The 19236-nt window shown below is 52.2% G+C and carries 19 protein-coding genes and 1 pseudogene; 7 read left to right on the top strand and 13 right to left on the bottom strand.

Annotation, left to right across the window (positions count from 1 at the left end):
- Positions 1-130 precede the first annotated feature (130 nt).
- Both ORD20_RS15505 and ORD20_RS15500 read right to left on the bottom strand, forming a co-directional pair.
- Complete coding sequence (locus ORD20_RS15505; RefSeq protein ID WP_430626337.1) at positions 131-397, bottom strand: hypothetical protein; 267 nt, start codon at positions 395-397, stop codon at positions 131-133.
- A gap of 68 nt (positions 398-465) precedes the next feature.
- Positions 466-651 (bottom strand): hypothetical protein, encoded by a 186-nt coding sequence (locus ORD20_RS15500; protein WP_430626336.1) that lies wholly within the window; start codon positions 649-651, stop codon positions 466-468.
- Between the two features lie 269 nt (positions 652-920).
- Between ORD20_RS15500 and ORD20_RS15495 the strand changes: the two genes are divergently transcribed.
- The 3 genes from ORD20_RS15495 to ORD20_RS15485 all read left to right on the top strand — a co-directional run bounded on the left by ORD20_RS15495 (position 921) and on the right by ORD20_RS15485 (position 3466).
- Positions 921-2102 carry an NAD(P)/FAD-dependent oxidoreductase gene (locus tag ORD20_RS15495; RefSeq protein ID WP_103374788.1) on the top strand — a complete coding sequence of 394 codons (1182 nt, stop codon included), beginning with the start codon at positions 921-923 and terminating at the stop codon, positions 2100-2102.
- 441 nt (positions 2103-2543) lie between these two features.
- Positions 2544-3182, top strand: coding sequence for a cytochrome b N-terminal domain-containing protein (locus ORD20_RS15490; protein WP_103374789.1), 639 nt, complete (start codon positions 2544-2546; stop codon positions 3180-3182).
- A gap of 35 nt (positions 3183-3217) precedes the next feature.
- Positions 3218-3466, top strand: coding sequence for a hypothetical protein (locus ORD20_RS15485; RefSeq protein WP_103374791.1), 249 nt, complete (start codon positions 3218-3220; stop codon positions 3464-3466).
- A gap of 144 nt (positions 3467-3610) precedes the next feature.
- Here the strand turns inward: ORD20_RS15485 and ORD20_RS15480 are convergent, their stop codons facing one another.
- Positions 3611-7132, bottom strand: coding sequence for an AAA family ATPase (locus ORD20_RS15480; protein ID WP_103374792.1), 3522 nt, complete (start codon positions 7130-7132; stop codon positions 3611-3613).
- Positions 7129-8376 carry a metallophosphoesterase family protein gene (locus tag ORD20_RS15475; RefSeq protein ID WP_103374793.1) on the bottom strand — a complete coding sequence of 416 codons (1248 nt, stop codon included), beginning with the start codon at positions 8374-8376 and terminating at the stop codon, positions 7129-7131. The genes ORD20_RS15480 and ORD20_RS15475 overlap by 4 nt, the downstream gene beginning before the upstream one ends.
- 139 nt (positions 8377-8515) lie before the next feature.
- On the opposite strand from ORD20_RS15475, the gene ORD20_RS15470 reads away from it, so the two are divergent.
- Complete coding sequence (locus ORD20_RS15470; protein WP_103374794.1) at positions 8516-9085, top strand: TetR/AcrR family transcriptional regulator; 570 nt, start codon at positions 8516-8518, stop codon at positions 9083-9085.
- A gap of 31 nt (positions 9086-9116) precedes the next feature.
- Here ORD20_RS15470 and ORD20_RS15465 read toward each other — a convergent pair.
- The 7 genes and pseudogenes from ORD20_RS15465 to paaA form a co-directional block, all read right to left on the bottom strand.
- Positions 9117-9912, bottom strand: a pseudogene (locus ORD20_RS15465) (thiolase family protein).
- Between the two features lie 30 nt (positions 9913-9942).
- Positions 9943-11433: an aldehyde dehydrogenase family protein gene (locus ORD20_RS15460; RefSeq protein ID WP_304465935.1), complete on the bottom strand. Its 1491-nt coding sequence runs from the start codon at positions 11431-11433 to the stop codon at positions 9943-9945.
- A gap of 45 nt (positions 11434-11478) precedes the next feature.
- Positions 11479-12804, bottom strand: coding sequence for a phenylacetate--CoA ligase family protein (locus tag ORD20_RS15455; RefSeq protein WP_103374796.1), 1326 nt, complete (start codon positions 12802-12804; stop codon positions 11479-11481).
- A gap of 103 nt (positions 12805-12907) precedes the next feature.
- Positions 12908-13009 (bottom strand): hypothetical protein, encoded by a 102-nt coding sequence (locus ORD20_RS15450; protein WP_430626335.1) that lies wholly within the window; start codon positions 13007-13009, stop codon positions 12908-12910.
- Between the two features lie 106 nt (positions 13010-13115).
- Positions 13116-13865, bottom strand: coding sequence for a 1,2-phenylacetyl-CoA epoxidase subunit PaaC (paaC, locus tag ORD20_RS15445; RefSeq protein ID WP_242968335.1), 750 nt, complete (start codon positions 13863-13865; stop codon positions 13116-13118).
- A gap of 23 nt (positions 13866-13888) precedes the next feature.
- Positions 13889-14245 carry a phenylacetic acid degradation protein gene (locus ORD20_RS15440; protein ID WP_103374798.1) on the bottom strand — a complete coding sequence of 119 codons (357 nt, stop codon included), beginning with the start codon at positions 14243-14245 and terminating at the stop codon, positions 13889-13891.
- Positions 14246-14281: 36 nt separating this feature from the next.
- Positions 14282-15061 carry a 1,2-phenylacetyl-CoA epoxidase subunit PaaA gene (paaA, locus tag ORD20_RS15435; protein WP_430626334.1) on the bottom strand — a complete coding sequence of 260 codons (780 nt, stop codon included), beginning with the start codon at positions 15059-15061 and terminating at the stop codon, positions 14282-14284.
- Between the two features lie 335 nt (positions 15062-15396).
- Here paaA and ORD20_RS15430 point away from each other — a divergent pair, with 335 nt between their 5' ends.
- A complete protein-coding gene (locus ORD20_RS15430) occupies positions 15397-15801 on the top strand; it encodes a hotdog fold thioesterase (RefSeq protein ID WP_103374799.1) in 405 nt (134 codons plus the stop codon).
- Entirely contained in the window at positions 15802-16668 is an 867-nt protein-coding gene (locus tag ORD20_RS15425) for an SDR family oxidoreductase (RefSeq protein ID WP_430626333.1), read from the top strand.
- A gap of 41 nt (positions 16669-16709) precedes the next feature.
- Here the strand turns inward: ORD20_RS15425 and ORD20_RS15420 are convergent, their stop codons facing one another.
- Both ORD20_RS15420 and ORD20_RS15415 read right to left on the bottom strand, forming a co-directional pair.
- A complete protein-coding gene (locus ORD20_RS15420; protein ID WP_103374802.1) occupies positions 16710-18008 on the bottom strand; it encodes an MFS transporter in 1299 nt (432 codons plus the stop codon).
- A 79-nt stretch (positions 18009-18087) separates the two neighbouring features.
- Entirely contained in the window at positions 18088-18807 is a 720-nt protein-coding gene (locus ORD20_RS15415; protein ID WP_103374803.1) for a GntR family transcriptional regulator, read from the bottom strand.
- 238 nt (positions 18808-19045) lie between these two features.
- Between ORD20_RS15415 and ORD20_RS15410 the strand changes: the two genes are divergently transcribed.
- On the top strand, positions 19046-19204 hold the full coding sequence (locus ORD20_RS15410; protein ID WP_103374804.1) for a DUF1427 family protein: 159 nt from the start codon (positions 19046-19048) through the stop codon (positions 19202-19204).
- Positions 19205-19236: the final 32 nt, after the last annotated feature.

Here is a 19236-nt window from a genome sequence, read left to right as displayed (position 1 = left end):
CTACGGTACAAATGTTACCACGAATATTTCCTCAATTCAATGGAAATGGTCAATTCTGATCTCTTAATGCAAAAAAAGTCCACGAAATCCCCTGCGCAGGACGTCGTGGACCTCATTGGGAGTCCAATCATTAAAGACCTTTAGGAGGTAAAGCGGGATAATGATGCTGGCTATTGTGCCGATGGATTAACTGCCATAAACTGCTTTGACTGCCTGTCTTGAGTATTCCTTGAGGATTTCCATAGGGAATGCGCAAAGAGACAGCACTGGTAAATAGCACAAACGTCACAATGGTCAAAGACACATGAAGAGTTAAATAACGCAGCGGTAATCGCCGACCGCGCATGTCAAATGCCATGAAGAAAATAATGCCCAACAGGAACGTGAGAATATACACGAATACCGTCCAGCCTAGAATATGGTAAACGGACGACCCATTGTGGCGAAAGGCGAACAAGAGCTCGGTCAAAGGGAATGTACACTGCGTTGACTCAATTCAATGGCCCGGTCAAGCTTTTGATCTAAGGCGGCAATGAGCAGTTGGGTTTCTTTAATATCCGCCTGCAAGACCTGTATCCACTTCTCAAGATTCTCCGTCCGCTCCTCAAGCCGAGCTACACGCACTTCTACAGATTCTGATCCATCTCCCATGACGAGTCCTCCGTTCCATCCCTGTTGTTATAGGAATAATATGGGAGCACGTCGAAAAGGTGACTAGCATGTCGCCCATTTCCGCCCACTCTGAGATAATCGCCAGGATCGGCCCCAAGACCGCATCATGGTGTCGCCCCTGAAAGTGGACCCTTGCAGCCAAAGTGTTGTGTTTTATTGATAGAGGCCTAAGTAACGGCAATCCGCATAGAGTATCGCCTAGAGACACACAATACGCCCATGAACCCAACAGCAAGGATGATGGATTCGTGGGCCGCACCGAACAGGCAGTGATTTTGGGATCCCGATTTGGAGGATTGGCCGTGAGCACTTGGCTGCGGCGACTCTATCGTCCCGGACAATTGGCCATCGTGGTCATTGACCAATGGCGCGATACGGTCTATCGACCTGGACTCGTGCACGCTGTCAACAATCCTCCTAACAAAGTGATGTCGTCAGTCCAGATTCCCCTCACGGCCTACCGAAAACGTCATGCGATCACGTTTGTCCATGATGTCGTCACAGGCATAGATCCTGTCAGACATCTGATTCATACCGCGAACCACCCACCAGTCCCTTACACCGTTCTTTTCATCGCAACGGGAAGCCGACCAGGTTGGGATACTATCAAAGGACTTGAGCCCAGTTGCGGCGGAATATGTGAAGACTACTTGGCACGCCAATTGGCATCAACGTTAACGCACCAGATTCCCCGTCGCATCGTATTTGCCGCGGGCGGCATTGACAGCAATCCCGCTTGGACACCTCCCATCACGGTGGGATGCGAGTGTCCGCTCCTCGAAGCTGCCTTCTTGTGGGATACCCATCTTCGCCAACAAAACCAGAGAGGCAATTCGACAATAACAGTCCTTACCCCGGCCAAGACCATTGCCGAAAACGCTGGCCCCAAAGCCCAACATTGGCTTCAACAAGAATTGGCTCGGCGTCACATTGGTGTCGTGACCGAAGCCCAATATCATCAAGTGACCGCTAGCGAAATCATTTTAAGAACCCAGCGCATTCGTTATGACGCGACCGTCTGGATTCCGCCCTATATCGGATCAGAGTACTTGCGGGGGACGGACCTTGACGATGGGTTCGGATGGGTTCCCACCAATGCGTACCTCAATCATCCCCACTACCCAGAGATCTACGCCGTTGGGGATATTGTCAGCCATTCCTGGCCCAAGATGGGACATAGCGCCATGGTCCAGGCACACATTGCTGTTAAACACTGGCACGCCGTGCAAAATCATCGTCCCTTGCCACAGCCCTACCGCCCCCAGCTTTTATGGGCTCTTGAAACCGGCGGAGGGCGCGGCTTATTTGTGCAAAGCGATGTGTATTACGGAGGATCGCGAGAAATCGTGCATGCAGGACATTGGCCATGGGCGGCGAAGTCTCTCTTTCAAAAAGCCTATATGGTGTTACGGGGCAATCTACCGGTGTAATAGCCGCATCTTAGTCGTGAGACCAGTTATCTTACGTCTGATTCACGTTCTAAGGCCCCCCGCGCAACCGCACAATGAAAGGCGCATTCCAGTTTCAGTGGATGTGTTTGAAACATTACACAATATTTTCGTTCGGAGCTATTGTATAGTATGGTTATAAAGTAGGGTTTCGATAGGATGCTATGGAAAATAATCGATGAGACCTTCACTCTAGAAAAGAGGTGCGATGGAACCTCAAATTCAGGCAAGAATAGTGGTCAGTACACAACACTCGAACGCAAGCCGTCACGGTCATCGACCCATTGCCCGTCACGTACATTCACAGCAGGTGCGCGGTGGTGTCTCGCACGGCTTGACTCAAATGTACATAAACTGGCTGGCCCTTTATAAGGACGGCCACTTTCCTCATTCCCTTCGCCGAATATTCATGATCCAAAGGAGTTGACTGTCATCGCCAACTGGACCACTGCCTCGCGTAATATGCTCAAAGACATCCTTTCCCTAGACACTTGGCTCCCTGAGACAATGCCCGAATATGCCCAAGGCTTTATGTATATGCTGGGCTCTTTAACCGCGTCGAGCTTTGTCGTCCTCGTCATTTCAGGGATTGTTCTTGCCGCAAATGGTCCGGCAAGCTGGTCGTATAATCCGGCCGACCGTTTTGTAGCAGCTATTCACTTTTGGGGCGTGCAAGCGTTTTTCTTTTTTATGATGCTCCATCTCTGGCGTGTCTTTTTTACAGGTGCGTGGCGCGGGGGGCGGCGGGAGACCTGGTTGCTTGGTGCTTTAGCCTTTTTAATCGCTATTCCCACCGCCTTTACCGGCTATTTGATTAATGGCGATTTCTACTCGCAATGGAATGCCGTGCAAGCTAAAGACGGCCTCAATGCCTTGGGGCTAGCATGGGTCAATCTTCCCAATGCGGGCCAGATGTTTGGCATGCATGTCGTGGTCCTACCACTCACCCTAGGAGCCCTTATCTTTGGTCATATTGCGCGCGTGCGCTTAAAAGGTGTCGTGCCGCCGTATCCCCTCTCTTCTCCTCACTCCGCGCCGAAAAAGGAGGTCCCAGAACCATGACTTTTACCGCCACCATGCATCCATGGAGGATTCCCATGAAAAGTCCTAAGAATTGCCGACGTTCATTAGAGATGATACGTTTTGCCCTAGGCAGCGTGTTGGGAATCCTAGGATTTGGCACCATTAGCCTCGCCCTCTTCCCGTTTCGAGCGGGCACTTTCTTTTTGGGCATCGGCGAATTGGGAATCGGCACGGTCTTAGCGCTCGCAGTGATGGCTCCGGTCCGGCGCAAGCGACAAAATAGCGAAGAGTCTTTGCCCCCCTCGCTTCCTCATGATGAATGAAACAGCCCTCTCATCTCCAACACCTTGATTAGAACCATCCCTTAAGACTCTACATCGCCTTGGACCCCCTAAAGTCTCCTGCCCCCTTGTAGGCGGGAGACTTTAGCCCACCTCTTCATCGCACCTGCTCACCCCAGACACGCCTTATGATGTTTGGCCAATGCAGGCCTTGAGATCATAAACAGCAATCCCGTCTGGGTGTGGCAGTGTTCTGATCTGCTCAATCACGGATTGATGGTGCGTAAAATAAAGAATTTGGGTCTTTTGCGAGAGTTCTTGTAATACCGCTAAGGTTGCCCACGTCCTTTCATCGTCAAAGTGGACTAAAATATCATCCATCACCAGCGGCAACGGTTCGGATGCCTCGAGGTGCTGTTCCACGAAGGCGAGGCGCAGGGACAAAAACAATTGGTCTCGTGTCCCATCGCTCAGTTGATGAATATCACGGCGTTGACCACTTGCATGCACCGCCAATAAATATGGGGTCTGTTCAGCGTATTCGATTAACAGTCCCTCATATTGTCCCAGCGTCATGCGCGTAAAGAAGTGTTCTGCGCGCCGTAAGATGCTTGACTCATTACGTTCTCGGAATTGCTCGACCGCCCGCGCTAAAAGGCGTCTCGCCAATTCTACTCGCAAATACTCAGACCATGCCTTATCGACCTCCGCCCAATACCTTTGCGCGTCTTGAGCGGCTGTTGCCGCAGCATCCTGGGTAGCGCTCAGCGAGGCCAACTGCCCTTTCACCTCTTGCAATCGCTCTTTGACACGCTCTATATCCCCTTGTAGCTGCTCGCTCCTATCCTTGAGCTGTAGCTGTTGGGCAAAGAGCTTATCGGCATCACCCATTTCCTTTAAGGCTCCTAGCAAGTGTTCGACAGGCACTCCATCGGCCGTTTGCCGAATCGTCTGTTCCAGCTTATGGCCTTTGGTATCCAGTTCGCGAAATTGTTGGGCGGCTACAACATAAGCCCTCAAGGCCGTGAGGTCTGCCACATCGCATAAGGATACGTATTGCGTCAAGTCATTCACGACCCGTGAGACAGCATCCTGCGCTTTCTCAATCTCCTCACGCAAAATGCCCGCATCATGAGCACTCACTTGCCACAATTGCTCTTGTTCGCGAGCTATCTGGAGTCGATGCCTGACGCTTCTTACCCACGATTCCACTGAAATCGTCGACGCTAAAGACTCCCCTAACATCTGCGCCACAGCATTCGCTTCTTGGCTGAAGCCCTGACATTGCTCCTCATCATAGCGAATCTGCGTATCGATTCCTTCTAACGTGGTTAACTGCCGCAATAGCTCACGCAAATGTTCCGTATAATGCGCTGCATCTTCAGGGCGCGGCGGTAATGAAGGAAAGCGTGATACGATCTCCTGCCATTGGTCTTTAAGTATCTGACCTTCCCGCTCCCAGCGGGCCATGGTTTCGCGCCGTTGCACAATTTTGTCAGCTAATTTATGCTCTTGGTCCTCCAGCGTCAAGCGCTCGGCCGCCATTTTGTTCATCCGCTCAACATAACGCTCCGCCTGCGTTAATAAAGCATTCAACGGTTGATTCGTGTCGACCTCGCTGTCAGGCAGTTCGTCTAAGGTCTCGACCAGCTCTTTGCGCCACATCTCCATCTCCGTTAGGAGCGCTTGACGTGCCTCCTCCATATGTTGATGCTCTGTGACCATTTGGATCATGGGGCGATAAAAGATACTGAGCCATTCTTTCATAGCCCCAGGATTGCGCGGTACAATCCCAGAGCCTGTCCATTCCAAAGCCCATTGCGTGCGCAGCGCAGAAAACTGCTCTTCCAAATTGGCTTGGTGTTCCCGGCTATCTTGCAGGGCTTTTTGCGTTTGTCTTTGCTGCAGCAATAACATCGCGCGACGTGCCGAACGTTCAGCATCTAAACGCAAGTCGTCAGATACACGGTCGGCATTCTCCACTTGCCGGGCATATGCGTCGGCCAACGCATGCGGATTAGGCACCTCATCCGCCTGGCCTTCGAGCCATACGCGTTTAATCTGCGCCCACGAGATATCGCGCTGTTCACGTGCAACCCACAAATCATGAAGGATCGGCACAGTCCCCTGCAAGGACAACGCCTCCAAATCCCTTTGGATTTCCTGCAATTGAGCACTTAACGTCTGGAGCGTCTTGGCCGTATCCGCGAGTTCTTGTTCTAGGTATGCCCATTGCTGTGCAAAACGGTCCATGGTGTCTTGCAAAGGAATCGGCAAGGTGGCCAGCTGATCGATAGGACCCGTAAATATCGCCTGTTGATGCGCTTTTTGCTCGAGGTCCACGGTTTTTTTTGTGATGTCACGAGAAAGAAGGGCTAATTGTTCACTTAGATTTCCTCGTTCTCGGATTTTTCGAATAAGTTGGCTAAGAACGGCGGTATCGATCACTGGCCCGACGTGACTTAGTTGGTCTCGGACAGATTGGTGTTCGCGTAAAATATCATCATGCTGCGCCTTTTCATGCTCATAGCGAACCCGCACATCGGCGAGGCCTTTGATCAGTTCCGTAACCCGGTCCACTACGGCAATAGGCAGCCGCAACTGTTCGCGTTCAGTCCACGAAAGTCCCGGCGCCAAATTTTTAATCCGCTGTTCACAATCCGTCTGCAGCACCTGTCGATTCCGGCGTGCATCAGGCAACGTGTGGTCCCGCAATTTAAGAAAATGCTGCAAGCCCTCGCCTAACGCATCAATTCGGTCGAACACCGCTAAGACCGCCGGATCTCGGATAATCTCCCCCATCCGTTCTTGTTGGCGCTGATATTCATCATGAAGTTGGGATAAGCGGGATTGGGTCGTATCGAGCACCTCGAATTGCTGACGAATATAATCTTCGACATCAGGAGACGTCTTCGGCACTGCTTTACCCGCCATGGCTTTTATATGCTCTTGCCACTCGATCAGGAAAGGGCGAACCCGAATGAGCCGTTCCACCTTATGCAACTGGGCCTGAGCTTCTTGCCACTGCTGCTGTAAATGCTGTAAATGGCCTTCGTGTTGGGCCACCTCGTCACGGACCCGGTGCCATTCCTCGGCCCGCAGACTATACTGCCTAATCCGCTTTTGCGCTTCGGTAAACGCACGCCATTGTTTATTCAGTTCCTTAGCGGATCTGGCGTTAAACGACGGATCGAGCAGTTGTTCCGAGCGCTGGCTTAATTGTTGGAGAATCTTGGTTAAATACTGGATGCCCCCACCGGCCTCAAACAACGAGATCCCCACATTTCCCTGGGACTCGAGCAAACTTTGTCCGCCCGCGCGAAGGCGATCATGGTCAAACCCAAACAGCATCATATAGCGATCGCGTGGATATCCGCCTATAAATGGCCACAACACATCTTCAGGGAGTTCCGGGTGACTTGGGTCACTTAACACCAGACGGTTATATCGTTTCTTTCGCTCAATGTGATAGATAGCATCGTCACCGCGCTCGACAATCCCTTGCAACCGGGAGCGGCTGTCATAGTGTGCCCGCAGCGCTTCGGGGATCGGCCCCCCAAACAACAAATCCACAATGACACTAAGCAGCGTGGACTTGCCCGTTTCATTCGGGCCATAAAATACATGAAATGAGGCTTCGTTATTGAACTCTAAGGAAAATTCGTCATAATGTAATACCTGACGAACACGGAGGGAACGTAGTCTCATAGGGCTCCTCCTTTCGCAATTAAGGCTTCAAGAAGATCCCGCGCTTGGCTGAGGAGGTCCATCGGACGGACCTCGGAGGCATTTGTATCCTTATTATAGTCTGGCATGCGACGTTGGATTGCTTTCATATCCTTAAGAAATTCATCGAGAAAAGGGTCGCCTATCTGAACTGCTTGCAAAAGACGATCGAGTTCCGACCAAGCATCAAGATACGCTGTAGAGACCTGCTCCACAGCCATGGGCTGAGTGTCAATGAGGACCTTCTCGACCCAGATCCGGTCCACACCACTTTGCTGCGCCGCGTTAAGAATTTCATGATAATAATAGTCCCACTCCGCCAGCAACGCACCGTGCAAAGAGGTCGTCCCGGTCAACCGAATCCGTACCGCCAAAGGATAGCCGGGATGATTCGCCAGTTCTTGCTGAAAAGTCGTCAAGCACCGGTCCACCACATCTTGAGGCTGCGCCGCATTCTCCAAATTCACCGTGCATAACGACCACCGCAAGACATCTAGCGGGCGATGTTCTAGCGACACATGGGACCCATCAACCGTCACCACCGTGCACCCCTTGTCTCCTGTTTCGCGAATATGGCGCCCTTGGATATTTCCCGGATACACGATGGTAGGATTCTCAGACCGAATAACCTGCCTCTTATGCACGTGCCCCAATGCCCAATAGTCATATCCCTTCATCACCAAGTCCTGTACGGTACACGGTGCATACGCCTCGTGCCCCTCATGCCCTTCAAGGGAGGTATGAAGCACACCAATGTTGAAATATCCCCGCACAGGGGTCGGATATTCAGGTACCAGGTTCTCGGTGACGGCACGATTTTTAAATCCTTGACCATGCAATGCGACCTGTAGGTCCTCAATGACAAAGGTCTCGGGGCGGTCATGTGAAAAGCGGTACACGCCGTCAGGAGGCACGAGCTTCCGACTCATTTGACTGGCCGCATCATGATTGCCATTGAGGATATACACGGCAATATTCTGGGCTGTTAATTGCGCCATGCAAGCGTTGAAAAACAAGCCCGTTGAGTAATCTATCCAGTCCCCATCAAAGATGTCGCCCGCAATCACGACAAATCGCACAGCTTCGGCAATACTTAAAGACACCAAATTCTCAAGAGCTCGCCGCGTGGCCGACCGTATCGCATCCGTGGGCGCATCCTCTCGCATGGTCAACCCGCGCATAGGACTGTCTAAATGCAAATCGGAACAATGAATAAATTTATACATTCAAAACCTCCCCTATTTCGTCGTCTTTATTATACCAAGCCCCTGGCACATACGCCTTCGATCCCCATCCAGACTCGCGCCTTCGGACGCGATGTCGTAAGATAAAGGAAAGAGCATTTAGCGAATTGAGGAGTGTATTATGGCACGGCCTAGTAAGAAAAGCGAAATTGTTCAAGCCGCCGCAGAATTATTTAGCACCAAAGGATTTAAGGCGACCACAGTCCGCGACATTGCGGAACGGGCGGGGGTATTGTCTGGTAGTCTATATGCGCACATCGACACTAAGGAAGACTTATTGATCGAAATCGTCCGCCAGGCGGCTAATGAATTCGCCCAGGCTTTAGCCCCGATCGTGCAATCGCAAGAAAGCCCCACCGCCAAGATGCGAGCGGCCGTCCATGCGCATTTAGGGGTCATTGCGTCATCTCGCGCTTGGAGCACTGTATATTTAGATGAGGATATGGCATTTTCCGAGACGGGGCGTGCGACCGTGCGCCAATTGCGCCGCACCTATGAACAATATTGGATTCAGCTTTTAGAAGAAGGACAACAGCAGCACGTGTTCTCTGACATCGATATTGGGCTCACGAAATTGTTTATTCTTTCGGCCTTAAACGGCTTTCATCGGTGGTATGATCCAAAAGGTCGGCTCATGGTCCACGAAATCGCAGACCATTACGCCGACATGATCCTCAAGATGCTGGCTTAAATAGGAAGTGAGTCTCAAAACCACAACGGTTCTAAGGACGTTCCACTAATGTGGTAATACCTTGGCCAACCCCAATGCACATCGTTGCCACTCCCCGGCGTGCGCCTTGGCGACGCATCCCATAAATTAAGGTCGTAAGGATGCGAGCTCCGGATGCACCTAGCGGGTGACCCAAGGCTATGGCCCCTCCTTCCGGATTGACAATATCCCGGTCAAATGGTAAATCGTGTAATACCGCTAAGACTTGAGCTGCAAAGGCCTCATTGAGTTCCACACGCTCAATTTCGTCCAATGTCCACCCATGCCGCTGCAATGCCCGCTGCGTAGCAGGTACGGGACCATATCCCATAATTGCCGGATCGACCCCCGCCACACCGCCCCCGCGAATATAGGCTAAGGGTTCCAAATTGTGCCGCAAGGCCACACTTTCCTCCATCAACATCACGGCTGCCGCTCCATCATTAATGCCTGATGAGTTTCCAGCCGTAACCGTCCCGCCTGGCCGAAAACCCAGAAAAAATGGCTTGATAACCGCGGTTCACTGCTTCGAGCGAACTGCCGCAAAGACGATTAACGGTGGCCCCCGGAACCTCAACAGGAAATCCTGCCAATAACAAAGCCATCCGGGCCACATTGCGATTGTCTTCCCCGGCTTGGTTAGCTGCGCCAAGCAGCACGTCGTCCACCTCGCGCGGATCAAGGCCCGTTTGTTCTAGTAACGCCTTCAGTACGAGGGCCGCTAAGTCATCAGGCCGTACATCTTTCAGCACCCCATGGTGGCGACCAATGGGCGTCCTTTTAGCCGCCACCACTACCACTTCTCGCATAGTCCTGCCTCCTTTGGGAATGCGCCGCCGTTATTGCAAACTGATCCAGACATCTTTGGTTTCAGTGTATAACTCCAGCGCATGATGCCCCATTTCGCGGCCCAAACCCGATTGCTTAAAGCCTCCCCAAGGAGCGGCGGCGTCATAGACATGATAGGCGTTGACCCAAACGGTGCCAGCTTCTAAGTTCTGGGCAAGATAATGCGCCGTGCGCACGTTTTCCGTCCAAACTCCAGCAGCTAAGCCGTAAGCCGAAACATTCGCGCGCTCGATCACTTCGTCCACCGTATCAAAGGGCATCACGGCAGCAACAGGTCCAAAGATTTCCTCTTGGGCAATCGTCATCGTGTCGGTTACTTGCGCAAACACCGTGGGTTCAATAAAGAAACCGGACCCCGCAGCGGGCATTGCACCGCCGCCGGCAATCACCGTAGCGCCTTCTTGACGTCCTTTGGTAATATAACCCAACACGCGTTCATATTGCTCCGCCGACACAACGGGTCCCATTTGCGTTTTGGCATCCAGCGCCATCCCGACTCGCATGTTTTTCGCGTACGTGGCCATTTGTTCCAACGCTTCATCGTAAATTTCACGCGCCACGTAAATGCGCGACCCAGCTGAACACACCTCACCCTGATTCATAAAGATACCCAGCATTGATCCGGATATGGCCCGCTTGAGATTGGCATCGGCGCATATAATGTTAGGCGATTTGCCGCCCAACTCTAGCGATACCCGGGCCATACGGTCGGCAGCAGTCCGCATAATGGATTTGCCCACTTCGGTCGATCCCGTAAATGAGATTTTATTCACACCGGGGTGCGCGACTAACGCAGCCCCAGCCTCGGGGCCATAGCCTGTAACAATATTGATCACCCCGGGCGGAAAGCCCGCTTCGGTAATCAGTTCCGCTAACCGCAAGACGCTTAAGGGCGATTGTTCGGCAGGTTTTAAGACCACCGTACATCCCACCGCCAAGGCTGCACCTAACTTCCAAATCGCCATTAATAAAGGAAAGTTCCAGGGAATAATGGCTCCCACGACCCCAACGGGTTGACGCACAGTATAATTGAAAAAGGGTCCTGCAGAGACCGGAATCGTCTCCCCCTCGATTTTGGTAGCCCAACCGGCCATGTAACGCATGTGATCAATCGCCATCGGTACCGTGCCATACTGAGCTTGACGTAGAGGCATGCCCATATCCAAACTATCAATTTGCGCCAGCTCTTCCAAATGCGCGGCCATCAAATCGGCTAATTTCCACATTAAGACGCCGCGGGCCTGCGGACTCATGTGTCTCCATGCCTTATCCCGAAAAGCCTGTGCGGCGGCGGCCACCTCCCGGTCAACATCGGCGCTATCGCCCCGAGCCACCTGTGTTAACACGCCCCGCGTGGATGGATCAATATCGTCCATCGTTTCTCCGGACGCAGCGGGAACCCACTCACCCCCTATAAAATGACGATGAGTGCGCTGAATAAATTCCTGCACTGACGCCTTCGCGTTAAGAATCTGCTCCACCTTTGTCGTCCCCTTCCGCATACTCTGCAATAGTTGGCCTCGTCCCTAAACGCCCGACCGCACCCGATTGTCGACAATCCGCACCGCCTTGCCTTCGCTGCGCGCAATCGTCCCTGGTTGATGAATCTTTAATCCCACAGAGATCCCCAATTCGCTTTTTAGGGCATGAAGAATTTGGCGGTGCAACTGAATCGAGCGCGGGTCTTCAGGATTAGTCGCCGTGGCTTGATGGAATTCTGGCGTCACTTCGCAATGAACCTCAAGCGTATCCAATGTCCCCACGTGGTCGACGACCACTTGATAGTGCGGTGCAATTTCATCGACTTGTAACAATACGTATTCAATCTCGGTGGGAAATACGTTGACACCTCGAATAATGAGCATGTCATCCAACCGCCCCTTAATTCGAGACATACGCATCACCGTCCGCCCACAAACGCAAGGTTCAGGATTTAGCGAAGCAATATCCCCCGTACGGTAACGAATCACCGGAAACGCCTCTTTGGTTAGCGACGTGAACACGAGTTCTCCCGTTTCCCCATAGGGCACGGGCAGTCCTGTCTCAGGGTCAATAATTTCTGCCAAGAAGTGATCTTCGGCAATATGAAGCCCGTTTTGGGCTTCCCAGCATTCCATGGCGACACCTGGTCCAATGACCTCACTCAGTCCATAAATATCGATAGCTTTAATCCCTAATGTGTTTTGAATCTCTTCCCGGAGTGCTTCACTCCATGGCTCGGCACCCAAAATTCCGTATTCAAGACTTGTCTCATGCGGGTTGAGACCCAATGCCCGCATTTCTTCGGCAATATTTAAAATATAAGACGGAGTGCCGGATATCCCACGCGGCCTAAAGTCTTCAATCAGCCGAACCTGGCGGGGGGTGTTGCCTCCCGATACCGGAATCACGGCCGCTCCTAACTCTTCAATACCATAATGAAGTCCCAAGCCGCCGGTGAATAAACCGTAGCCGTAGGCGTTATGGAAACGATCGCCGGGTCTTGCGCCTGCACACGCCAATTGACGCGCCACGATATGAGCCCAACGCGAGATATCGCCCTTAGTATAGGCCACGACGGTCGGTTTTCCCCGTGTGCCCGACGATGCGTGGAATCGAACCACTTGGTCCATGGGGACAGCAATCAGTCCAAACGGGTATTGATCGCGTAGATGACTTTTCCGCGTAAAAGGCAGTCGAACAATATCCTCCATCGACTGAATATCCTCGGGCCTCACATGCGCTTCGTCCATGGCTTGACGATAAAACGGCACCGATTGATACACACGTTCCAAAGTTGTTTGCAAGCGGCGCAACTGGAGGGCTTGCATTTGATCCCGTGACATCGTCTCAATTTCTGGGTCTAACATCATTGGCTGTTGCCACTCCTTCCCCATTTTCACTCCCGGGTCGGTGTCTCGTGGGTCTTGGCCTTGGTGACAGCGCGACCCCCATTGTCATCAGGCGCTGACTATTTCAACACATTTTCATCTGCTCGAAAGGTTGTGAACAATCAAGACAATAAAAGAGGGCCGGACAGGGACTGTTACCAATAACTGCTCGTACGCTTAGGTCCACATCACCTTACCGACATAGAGCCCGTCGTCACCGATTTGACCCCCACGTCAACAATGCTCTCGTCGCTACTCCACGACGTCGGCAATCGCCTGCCTCCGTATGCGAGTTACCAGTGCGCAGCGGGCTCACTGCGCCGAACCTCCGTCATCACCTGCAAAAGATCATGCATGTCGGGGCTATGCTCGCCAAGACGGCCGTCGAGCACCGGACTCGAAAGCGCTCCTGGCCATGGCAAGTCCATAGACCGCATCTTTTCCGCCACGTGAGTTTCCCACGACCGCTGTAACTCCGAGCCTCGTAGGCTGTCTAACCCAATGGCAGTCAAAAAGTGCTCCGAAGGGCCCCACAAAAACAGACCCCCTAAAAGCGACCAAAGGTCGGCAATAGCCTCACGCAGCCGATGGCGCGACTCCTCGGTTCCGGTCGCCAACATCTCAAACCATGTGGTAAAGTGTTGCAGATGATAGGCTTCTTCGCGCCGAATCTTACGCACGCCATCTTGCAAAGGCTGCCAGGACGCCGTACTCAACCGTTCAAGGCGCAGGGCATCGAAGACTTCGTAAAAATACCGCAAAGCCACAAGTCTGGCCCAATCGCCATGAGCCGTTTCCAGCACGACGGCATGCCGCCACTGCTCCTTGGAGCGTCCGTACACCATGTCCTCGGGAGTTTTCTCGCCTAGTTCTTCCAATAGCGCATAATAGTATTGAGCATGGCCCATTTTGTCCTGATTAATGGAGCTAAAAGCCAAATCCTCTTCCAAATCGGGAGCCAAACCGAGCCATTCTGAGCCCCGGTGTGCAATAATCCACTCATCATCCGCGATCGGCTGTAAAAGCGCTATCCAATGTGGCACGTCTTGAGATTCCACCTAGGTCATCACGCTCCTCCCTGTTTGTGCGTAGCCATTTCTTCCGCTACTTCCTCGATAGTCATTGCTTTGGCTTTGAACCGCTTCCACCGGGGCGCATTGTCATAGCCAGCCGGTAACCGATATTGCTTATCCATGGTGTGAACCGGTAAATAGGCCGAGTCACGAGGACTTGCTACAATGCAGTCTTGGGGCACGACCCATACCTCGCAAGGTTCTTCCCGCCGAAAAAAAGTTTCCCGCGCCATTTGTAAGGCCATTTCGGAGTTGACAGCCCGCAGACTCCCCACATTCACATGAAATTGACTCGCATCGCGTTGCACAAACACCTCATACACGCGGTACTCCGCTGCATTTAATGCCACTTCCGTCCCCCCTCGCTCGTCACCCGTCTGAGCCCTTTATACGGTCGCCAGAGCCGTGGCATGCATCACAGCCTCTCGTACCCAGCGTTGTTCGCTATGCGCTTGCCGACGCAAATGCAGGCGGGCTTGAGACTGCGGCCCCGAATTATTCCGGACCATTTCGGTGTCCCGGACCCAATCGGGCTCCGTTTGTCCCATTTGCCGCGGCCCAAAAAAGAACATCATCGGTTCCCACCACCGATCAATGGCGCCTTGTAGCATTTCTCGCTGGCGGGTCGTGCCTTCGGCCAACGCCAGAACCACCGATTCACCATACTGCATGTGAAAGCTTTCCTCGGCGACGATGCGCTTGAGCATGCGCGCATACGGGGCATAAGAACTCTCGAGCAAGGCCGCTTGGGTAATAATGGCTCCTCCATCGACCAAAAAACCAATAACCCCTGCATCAGCCCATGTGGGCGCCGGCATATGAAACACATTGTGAAATTTCACGTGCCCGTTCAGCAAGTCCTCCATCAATGCCTCGCGGCCACGGCCATACGGTCGGCTTAAATCTTCTGCGAGTCTCAAAAGCATTTGACCATGCCCGATTTCGTCTTGAACCTTGGCATTGAGCGCCAGCTTGCGCCGTATCGATGGAGCCTTCGGCACCCATTCCTTTTCGGGATAGGCTCCCATGATTTCGCTGACCCCATGCATATGAATTTGTTTGATTAACAGATTACGATATTCCTCGGGCATCCAATCGTTTGCTTCGATTTTCTCACCGTTCTCAATCCGCGCCATAAATTCCGCCGTTTTTTGCGCCTCATCCACCGCTTTTTGCCCCTCCTTTTGGTAGGAACCCGCCACACCCAAAGAGTGAGATCTTTTTAAACAAAGCAATCGCTTGCTTGCACCATGATATAATGTTCGTCAGTATTGGTCAACAATTCTTTGATATTCTATTATTTGAGGATTTGCGGCCGATACAACACGTATTGCCAGAAACCACGGGGCTCAAGGCTTTGCGGATGGACGGTCCATATTCGTAGACATCGCCATTCACTAGCTCAGTGCGGTATTGCCATATTTTGTGCGTCATATCACCCGATCGATGTAGTTATTGCGGAGGATATGCGCCTTGAGAAAGACGGTCAGGAGGGAGCAAGATGGCCGCAAGAGACATATTTAGCGAGACTCTTGGGATTATCATAGATGAGGAAGAAGACGGCTTTGTCAGCGGACGCCTAAGGGTCACCGAACAGCATTTAAATCAACACGGCACCGCTCATGGAGGTGTGATATTTGCCCTCGCGGACGCCGTGTTTGCCCGCGCCAGCAACCGCGACGGCATACCCGCCGTCGCGCTAGATACCTCCATGACCTTTACCCGGGCCGCTAATACAGATGATGTGCTGTACGCCCACTGCGAAGAACTCGTGCGCAAACGAAAAATCGCCGTCTACAGCGTGCGCATTATGAATAGCCGCCGCGACTTAATCGCCGTTTTCCGCGGCACAGTATACCGGATGGACACAGCAGGCGCTGAGCGCCCCAATAAGGAGCGACACTAGATGGGATGGTATTATGAAGATTTTCAAGTCGGAGCCCAGTGGAACACGCCCGCCCGCACCATCACGGAGAGCGATGTGATGCATTTCGCACAGTTATCGGGCGATTTTAACCCCTTACACACCGACTTTGAGTTTGCCAAACATCAGCGTTTTGGAAAACCGGTCGCGCATGGCATGCTGGGGCTCAGCATCGTTTTGGGCCTCATTGCCCGGCTTAATATTTTTGATGGCACTGCTGTCGCGCTGCTGGGCATTGACCAATGGAAGTTCTCAGCCCCCATATTTTTTGGTGACACCGTGCACGCCATGGTAACGATTCGCGACATGCGCGAAACCCGGGACCCCCGCTACATTACGATCCTCGTTAATAACGCGGGCATCACCCGCGATAATCTCATTTTTCGAATGACCGACGAGGAATGGTGGTCCGTCGTCAATAGCCATTTGACGGGATCTTTTAACTGCACACGCGCGGTGCAACGTTATATGGTGCAAGAGAAGTGGGGGAAAATTGTTTTTACATCTTCAACCTCAGCGCTTGGCAACCGGGGCCAGGTCAATTACGCGGCTGCCAAGGCGGGACTCATTGGCATGACCCGCACCTTGGCCATTGAACTCGGGCCCTTCAACATTAATGTCAATGCCGTAGCCCCTGGCTTTGTCGATACCGACATGACCAGAGATACCGCCTTTCGGTTGCATAAGGACCCTGAGGAATGGAAGGCCGAGCGCGCCGCTCAAATTCCGTTGCGCCGCGTTGGCACGCCGCGCGATATTGCCAATGTCGTCGCGTTTTTGTGCAGTGATGATGCCAGTTTTGTAACGGGTCAAGTGATTTATATCAGTGGAGCGCCCGGACGCGCCTAAAGCGGCACAGCAGCCCTTTTACGGGCTGCTGTGCCCTTATCTTATTCTTCGCCTGATGCGGTTTCCAAACTGACGCCGCGCCCGGTCTCATTGCCTTTCCAAACCCACAACAGCGCGCCGCTTAAACCAATAGCCCACACCACCAGATTAAACAGCATATACTGGTGCAGGTCATAGTTCTGACTCATGTAGATGGTGACAATATAAAGACCAATGCTAACAAATCGTACAATAGCTGTATACGTCCCACGCTTCTTGGTGGGCCATACTTCGCCTTTTAAAGTGTCTTCGGTTAAGTATCCAATATTGACAAAGAAGTTCAGGACCACCAACAGCAACCAGAATAACGCCGCGGTTTTCGTCCACGCATCCACCGACAAGTAAATAATCAAGGTGACCAGAAATGTGCCTCCATAGCCCCATAGCAACATGGTTTTCCGGCTCCATCGGTCAGCCAACAATCCCAAAAAACCCGAGAAAAAGCCCACGCCGGTCGCCACCAATAAAATCAGAGCGGTATCGTTTTTGAAGTAGCTAGGCCCCAGCACATATGTCATTAATCCGAACCCTGCACTGCCCGCAAACGCCGTGGCCGTCGTCGCATAAAACCGAACACCCATTGACGTTTTCGGTGCCGCGTGTTGATCTTGTTCTCTGCGCAAAAGGTTTTGGCGCACTTGATATTCATCTTCACCGTAATATTTGGCAGCTTCCGCCTTCGCGCGTTCTGTCAAACCACGTTGTTCCAACCACCGAATGGACTCGGGAGTCCGGTTTCGCGCCAAAAACAGCACAAATAAGACCACTAAAATCGTAATCGCAATCATGCCCCGCTGGAAGCTCACCGAGTTATACGCACTCATCAACGCAACCAAGGCCAGTAAAAAGCCGCCCAAGTTGATAAAGTTGAGTTCCATCATCATAGTCTTACCACGATGTTTAGTCGGCATCATTTCGTGCGAAGCCGCCATGATCGTATTCATCTCGCCGCCCGCCGCAAACAGCAGCACCGCTAAAAATAACAAGATCAACACATAGGAATAACTAAAAACAATTCCGATAGCTCCAATCCCATAAAGACTCATCGTCAAATAGAACGTATTCTTACGACCGACCCGGTCCGACAAGGGGCCTGCAACCGCAATTCCGATAATAAGCCATAGCGGTGCCCATGATAACAGCAACGACCGAAGATCTGGGGGCATATGGGTCCAGCCCGTCGCAATCGTCGCCATACCAAAAATATACGCTTCAAGCAACATACCTAATCCAAAGGCCCAAAATGACCACGTATCGGTTCGTGTCCAATGTTCTTCCCCTGTAACTGGCGGCTGCGTCATCGTACTTCCCTCCTTGAACACTTAGTGTGAACCATGACTCCACTTTTTACCCTGATTGTGGCCCTTTACCATAAAACCCCTATTGCCGGTGACGCCGCACATCAAAGCGGAAATGTCCCGGTAAAAAATGGTCTTGAGACCATAACAATACAGTCGAGTGTTGATTATAATGCGCTTGTCGCAAACATAACAACGGCGTAGCACGCGGCACCTTTAAATGATCTGCCATGGGCTTAGACGCCATAACGACGTCAATTTCTGTTTGCGCAAAAATGATGACCTGGCCCCAGCGCTTTTCTAAAAACGTAAGAAGCGACTCGTCGAGCTCAGAACCTTTAGTCGGTGCAAATTCACCCGGAATGACATCGATACAATATAAGACCGGAATTTGACTAGCGGTTCGTACCCGATGGATTTCTGCCACTTCTTCTGTCTTCCACGGAGCGAATAGCTCCCGTTCATGGGCTGTCGGCGGCCTCCGGTCAATTTCAACAAAGGTTGTCCCTGGCTCCCGGCCGCTTTGGCGAATCCACTCAGTAATACTGATGAGCGATTCCAAACCGCCCGAAATGGCGTCCGGCTGGCCAACAAAAGTCCCAACACCGCGCCGCTTAATGAGATATCCCTGCAGCGCCAGCGAAGATACCGCTTCCCTTACGGTCGCACGGCTGACTCCATATTCATGAGCGAGCTCCTCCTCACTGGGCAATTGTTCCCCAGCTCGGCACTCTCCAGAAATAATGCGCTCTTTGATTCGCGCCTCCACTTGCCTGGGCAATGGTAGACGATTGGGCTGCATGGTTAATCACCTCCCGGTCAGATGTCAGACCTCAAGTTGTATTGTATTTTCCCGCCTTTCATAAATCAACAACGTCTTTTCGTCCATCCGTATGGACACTCTTGTATTTTGGCTGCAATAGGGTACAATCACAGCAGACGTCAGACATCATTCAAGACGCTCTTGGTGTTATTTTCAGATAAATAGAGCTTAATGGCATTGTTCTTACGGGTTTTGTTGTGAAAGGCCGGTGGGTCAGATGATGACGGTGCTCATGTCATTTGGCGTCGGCATAGTCGTCGGCGCCGTGTTCACCTTGTTGCATTTACCACTCCCCGCTCCGCCAACGTTGTCGGGAGTATTAGGCATTGTCGGAATTTTTTGCGGTATGTGGCTTACGCAATACTTGATACATTAGTCCATCCACGCTCGGCACGAGCGTGAAATAAT

Source organism: Sulfobacillus thermotolerans (genome assembly GCF_039623705.1).
In the GTDB taxonomy this organism is placed as follows: domain Bacteria; phylum Bacillota; class Sulfobacillia; order Sulfobacillales; family Sulfobacillaceae; genus Sulfobacillus; species Sulfobacillus thermotolerans.
This window is presented reverse-complemented; position numbering and strand designations above follow the sequence as displayed.

Excerpts from the sequence above, each read along its gene's own strand:
- ORD20_RS15500 (WP_430626336.1), bottom strand. The coding sequence starts at position 651 with ATGGGAGATGGATCAGAATCTGTAGAAGTGCGTGTAGCTCGGCTTGAG.
- ORD20_RS15485 (WP_103374791.1), top strand. The coding sequence starts at position 3,218 with ATGAAAAGTCCTAAGAATTGCCGACGTTCATTAGAGATGATACGTTTT.
- ORD20_RS15480 (WP_103374792.1), bottom strand. The coding sequence starts at position 7,132 with ATGAGACTACGTTCCCTCCGTGTTCGTCAGGTATTACATTATGACGAA.
- ORD20_RS15475 (WP_103374793.1), bottom strand. The coding sequence starts at position 8,376 with ATGTATAAATTTATTCATTGTTCCGATTTGCATTTAGACAGTCCTATG.
- ORD20_RS15470 (WP_103374794.1), top strand. The coding sequence starts at position 8,516 with ATGGCACGGCCTAGTAAGAAAAGCGAAATTGTTCAAGCCGCCGCAGAA.
- ORD20_RS15455 (WP_103374796.1), bottom strand. The coding sequence starts at position 12,804 with ATGATGTTAGACCCAGAAATTGAGACGATGTCACGGGATCAAATGCAA.
- ORD20_RS15430 (WP_103374799.1), top strand. The coding sequence starts at position 15,397 with ATGGCCGCAAGAGACATATTTAGCGAGACTCTTGGGATTATCATAGAT.
- ORD20_RS15425 (WP_430626333.1), top strand. The coding sequence starts at position 15,802 with ATGGGATGGTATTATGAAGATTTTCAAGTCGGAGCCCAGTGGAACACG.
- ORD20_RS15420 (WP_103374802.1), bottom strand. The coding sequence starts at position 18,008 with ATGACGCAGCCGCCAGTTACAGGGGAAGAACATTGGACACGAACCGAT.
- ORD20_RS15415 (WP_103374803.1), bottom strand. The coding sequence starts at position 18,807 with ATGCAGCCCAATCGTCTACCATTGCCCAGGCAAGTGGAGGCGCGAATC.
- ORD20_RS15410 (WP_103374804.1), top strand. The coding sequence starts at position 19,046 with ATGATGACGGTGCTCATGTCATTTGGCGTCGGCATAGTCGTCGGCGCC.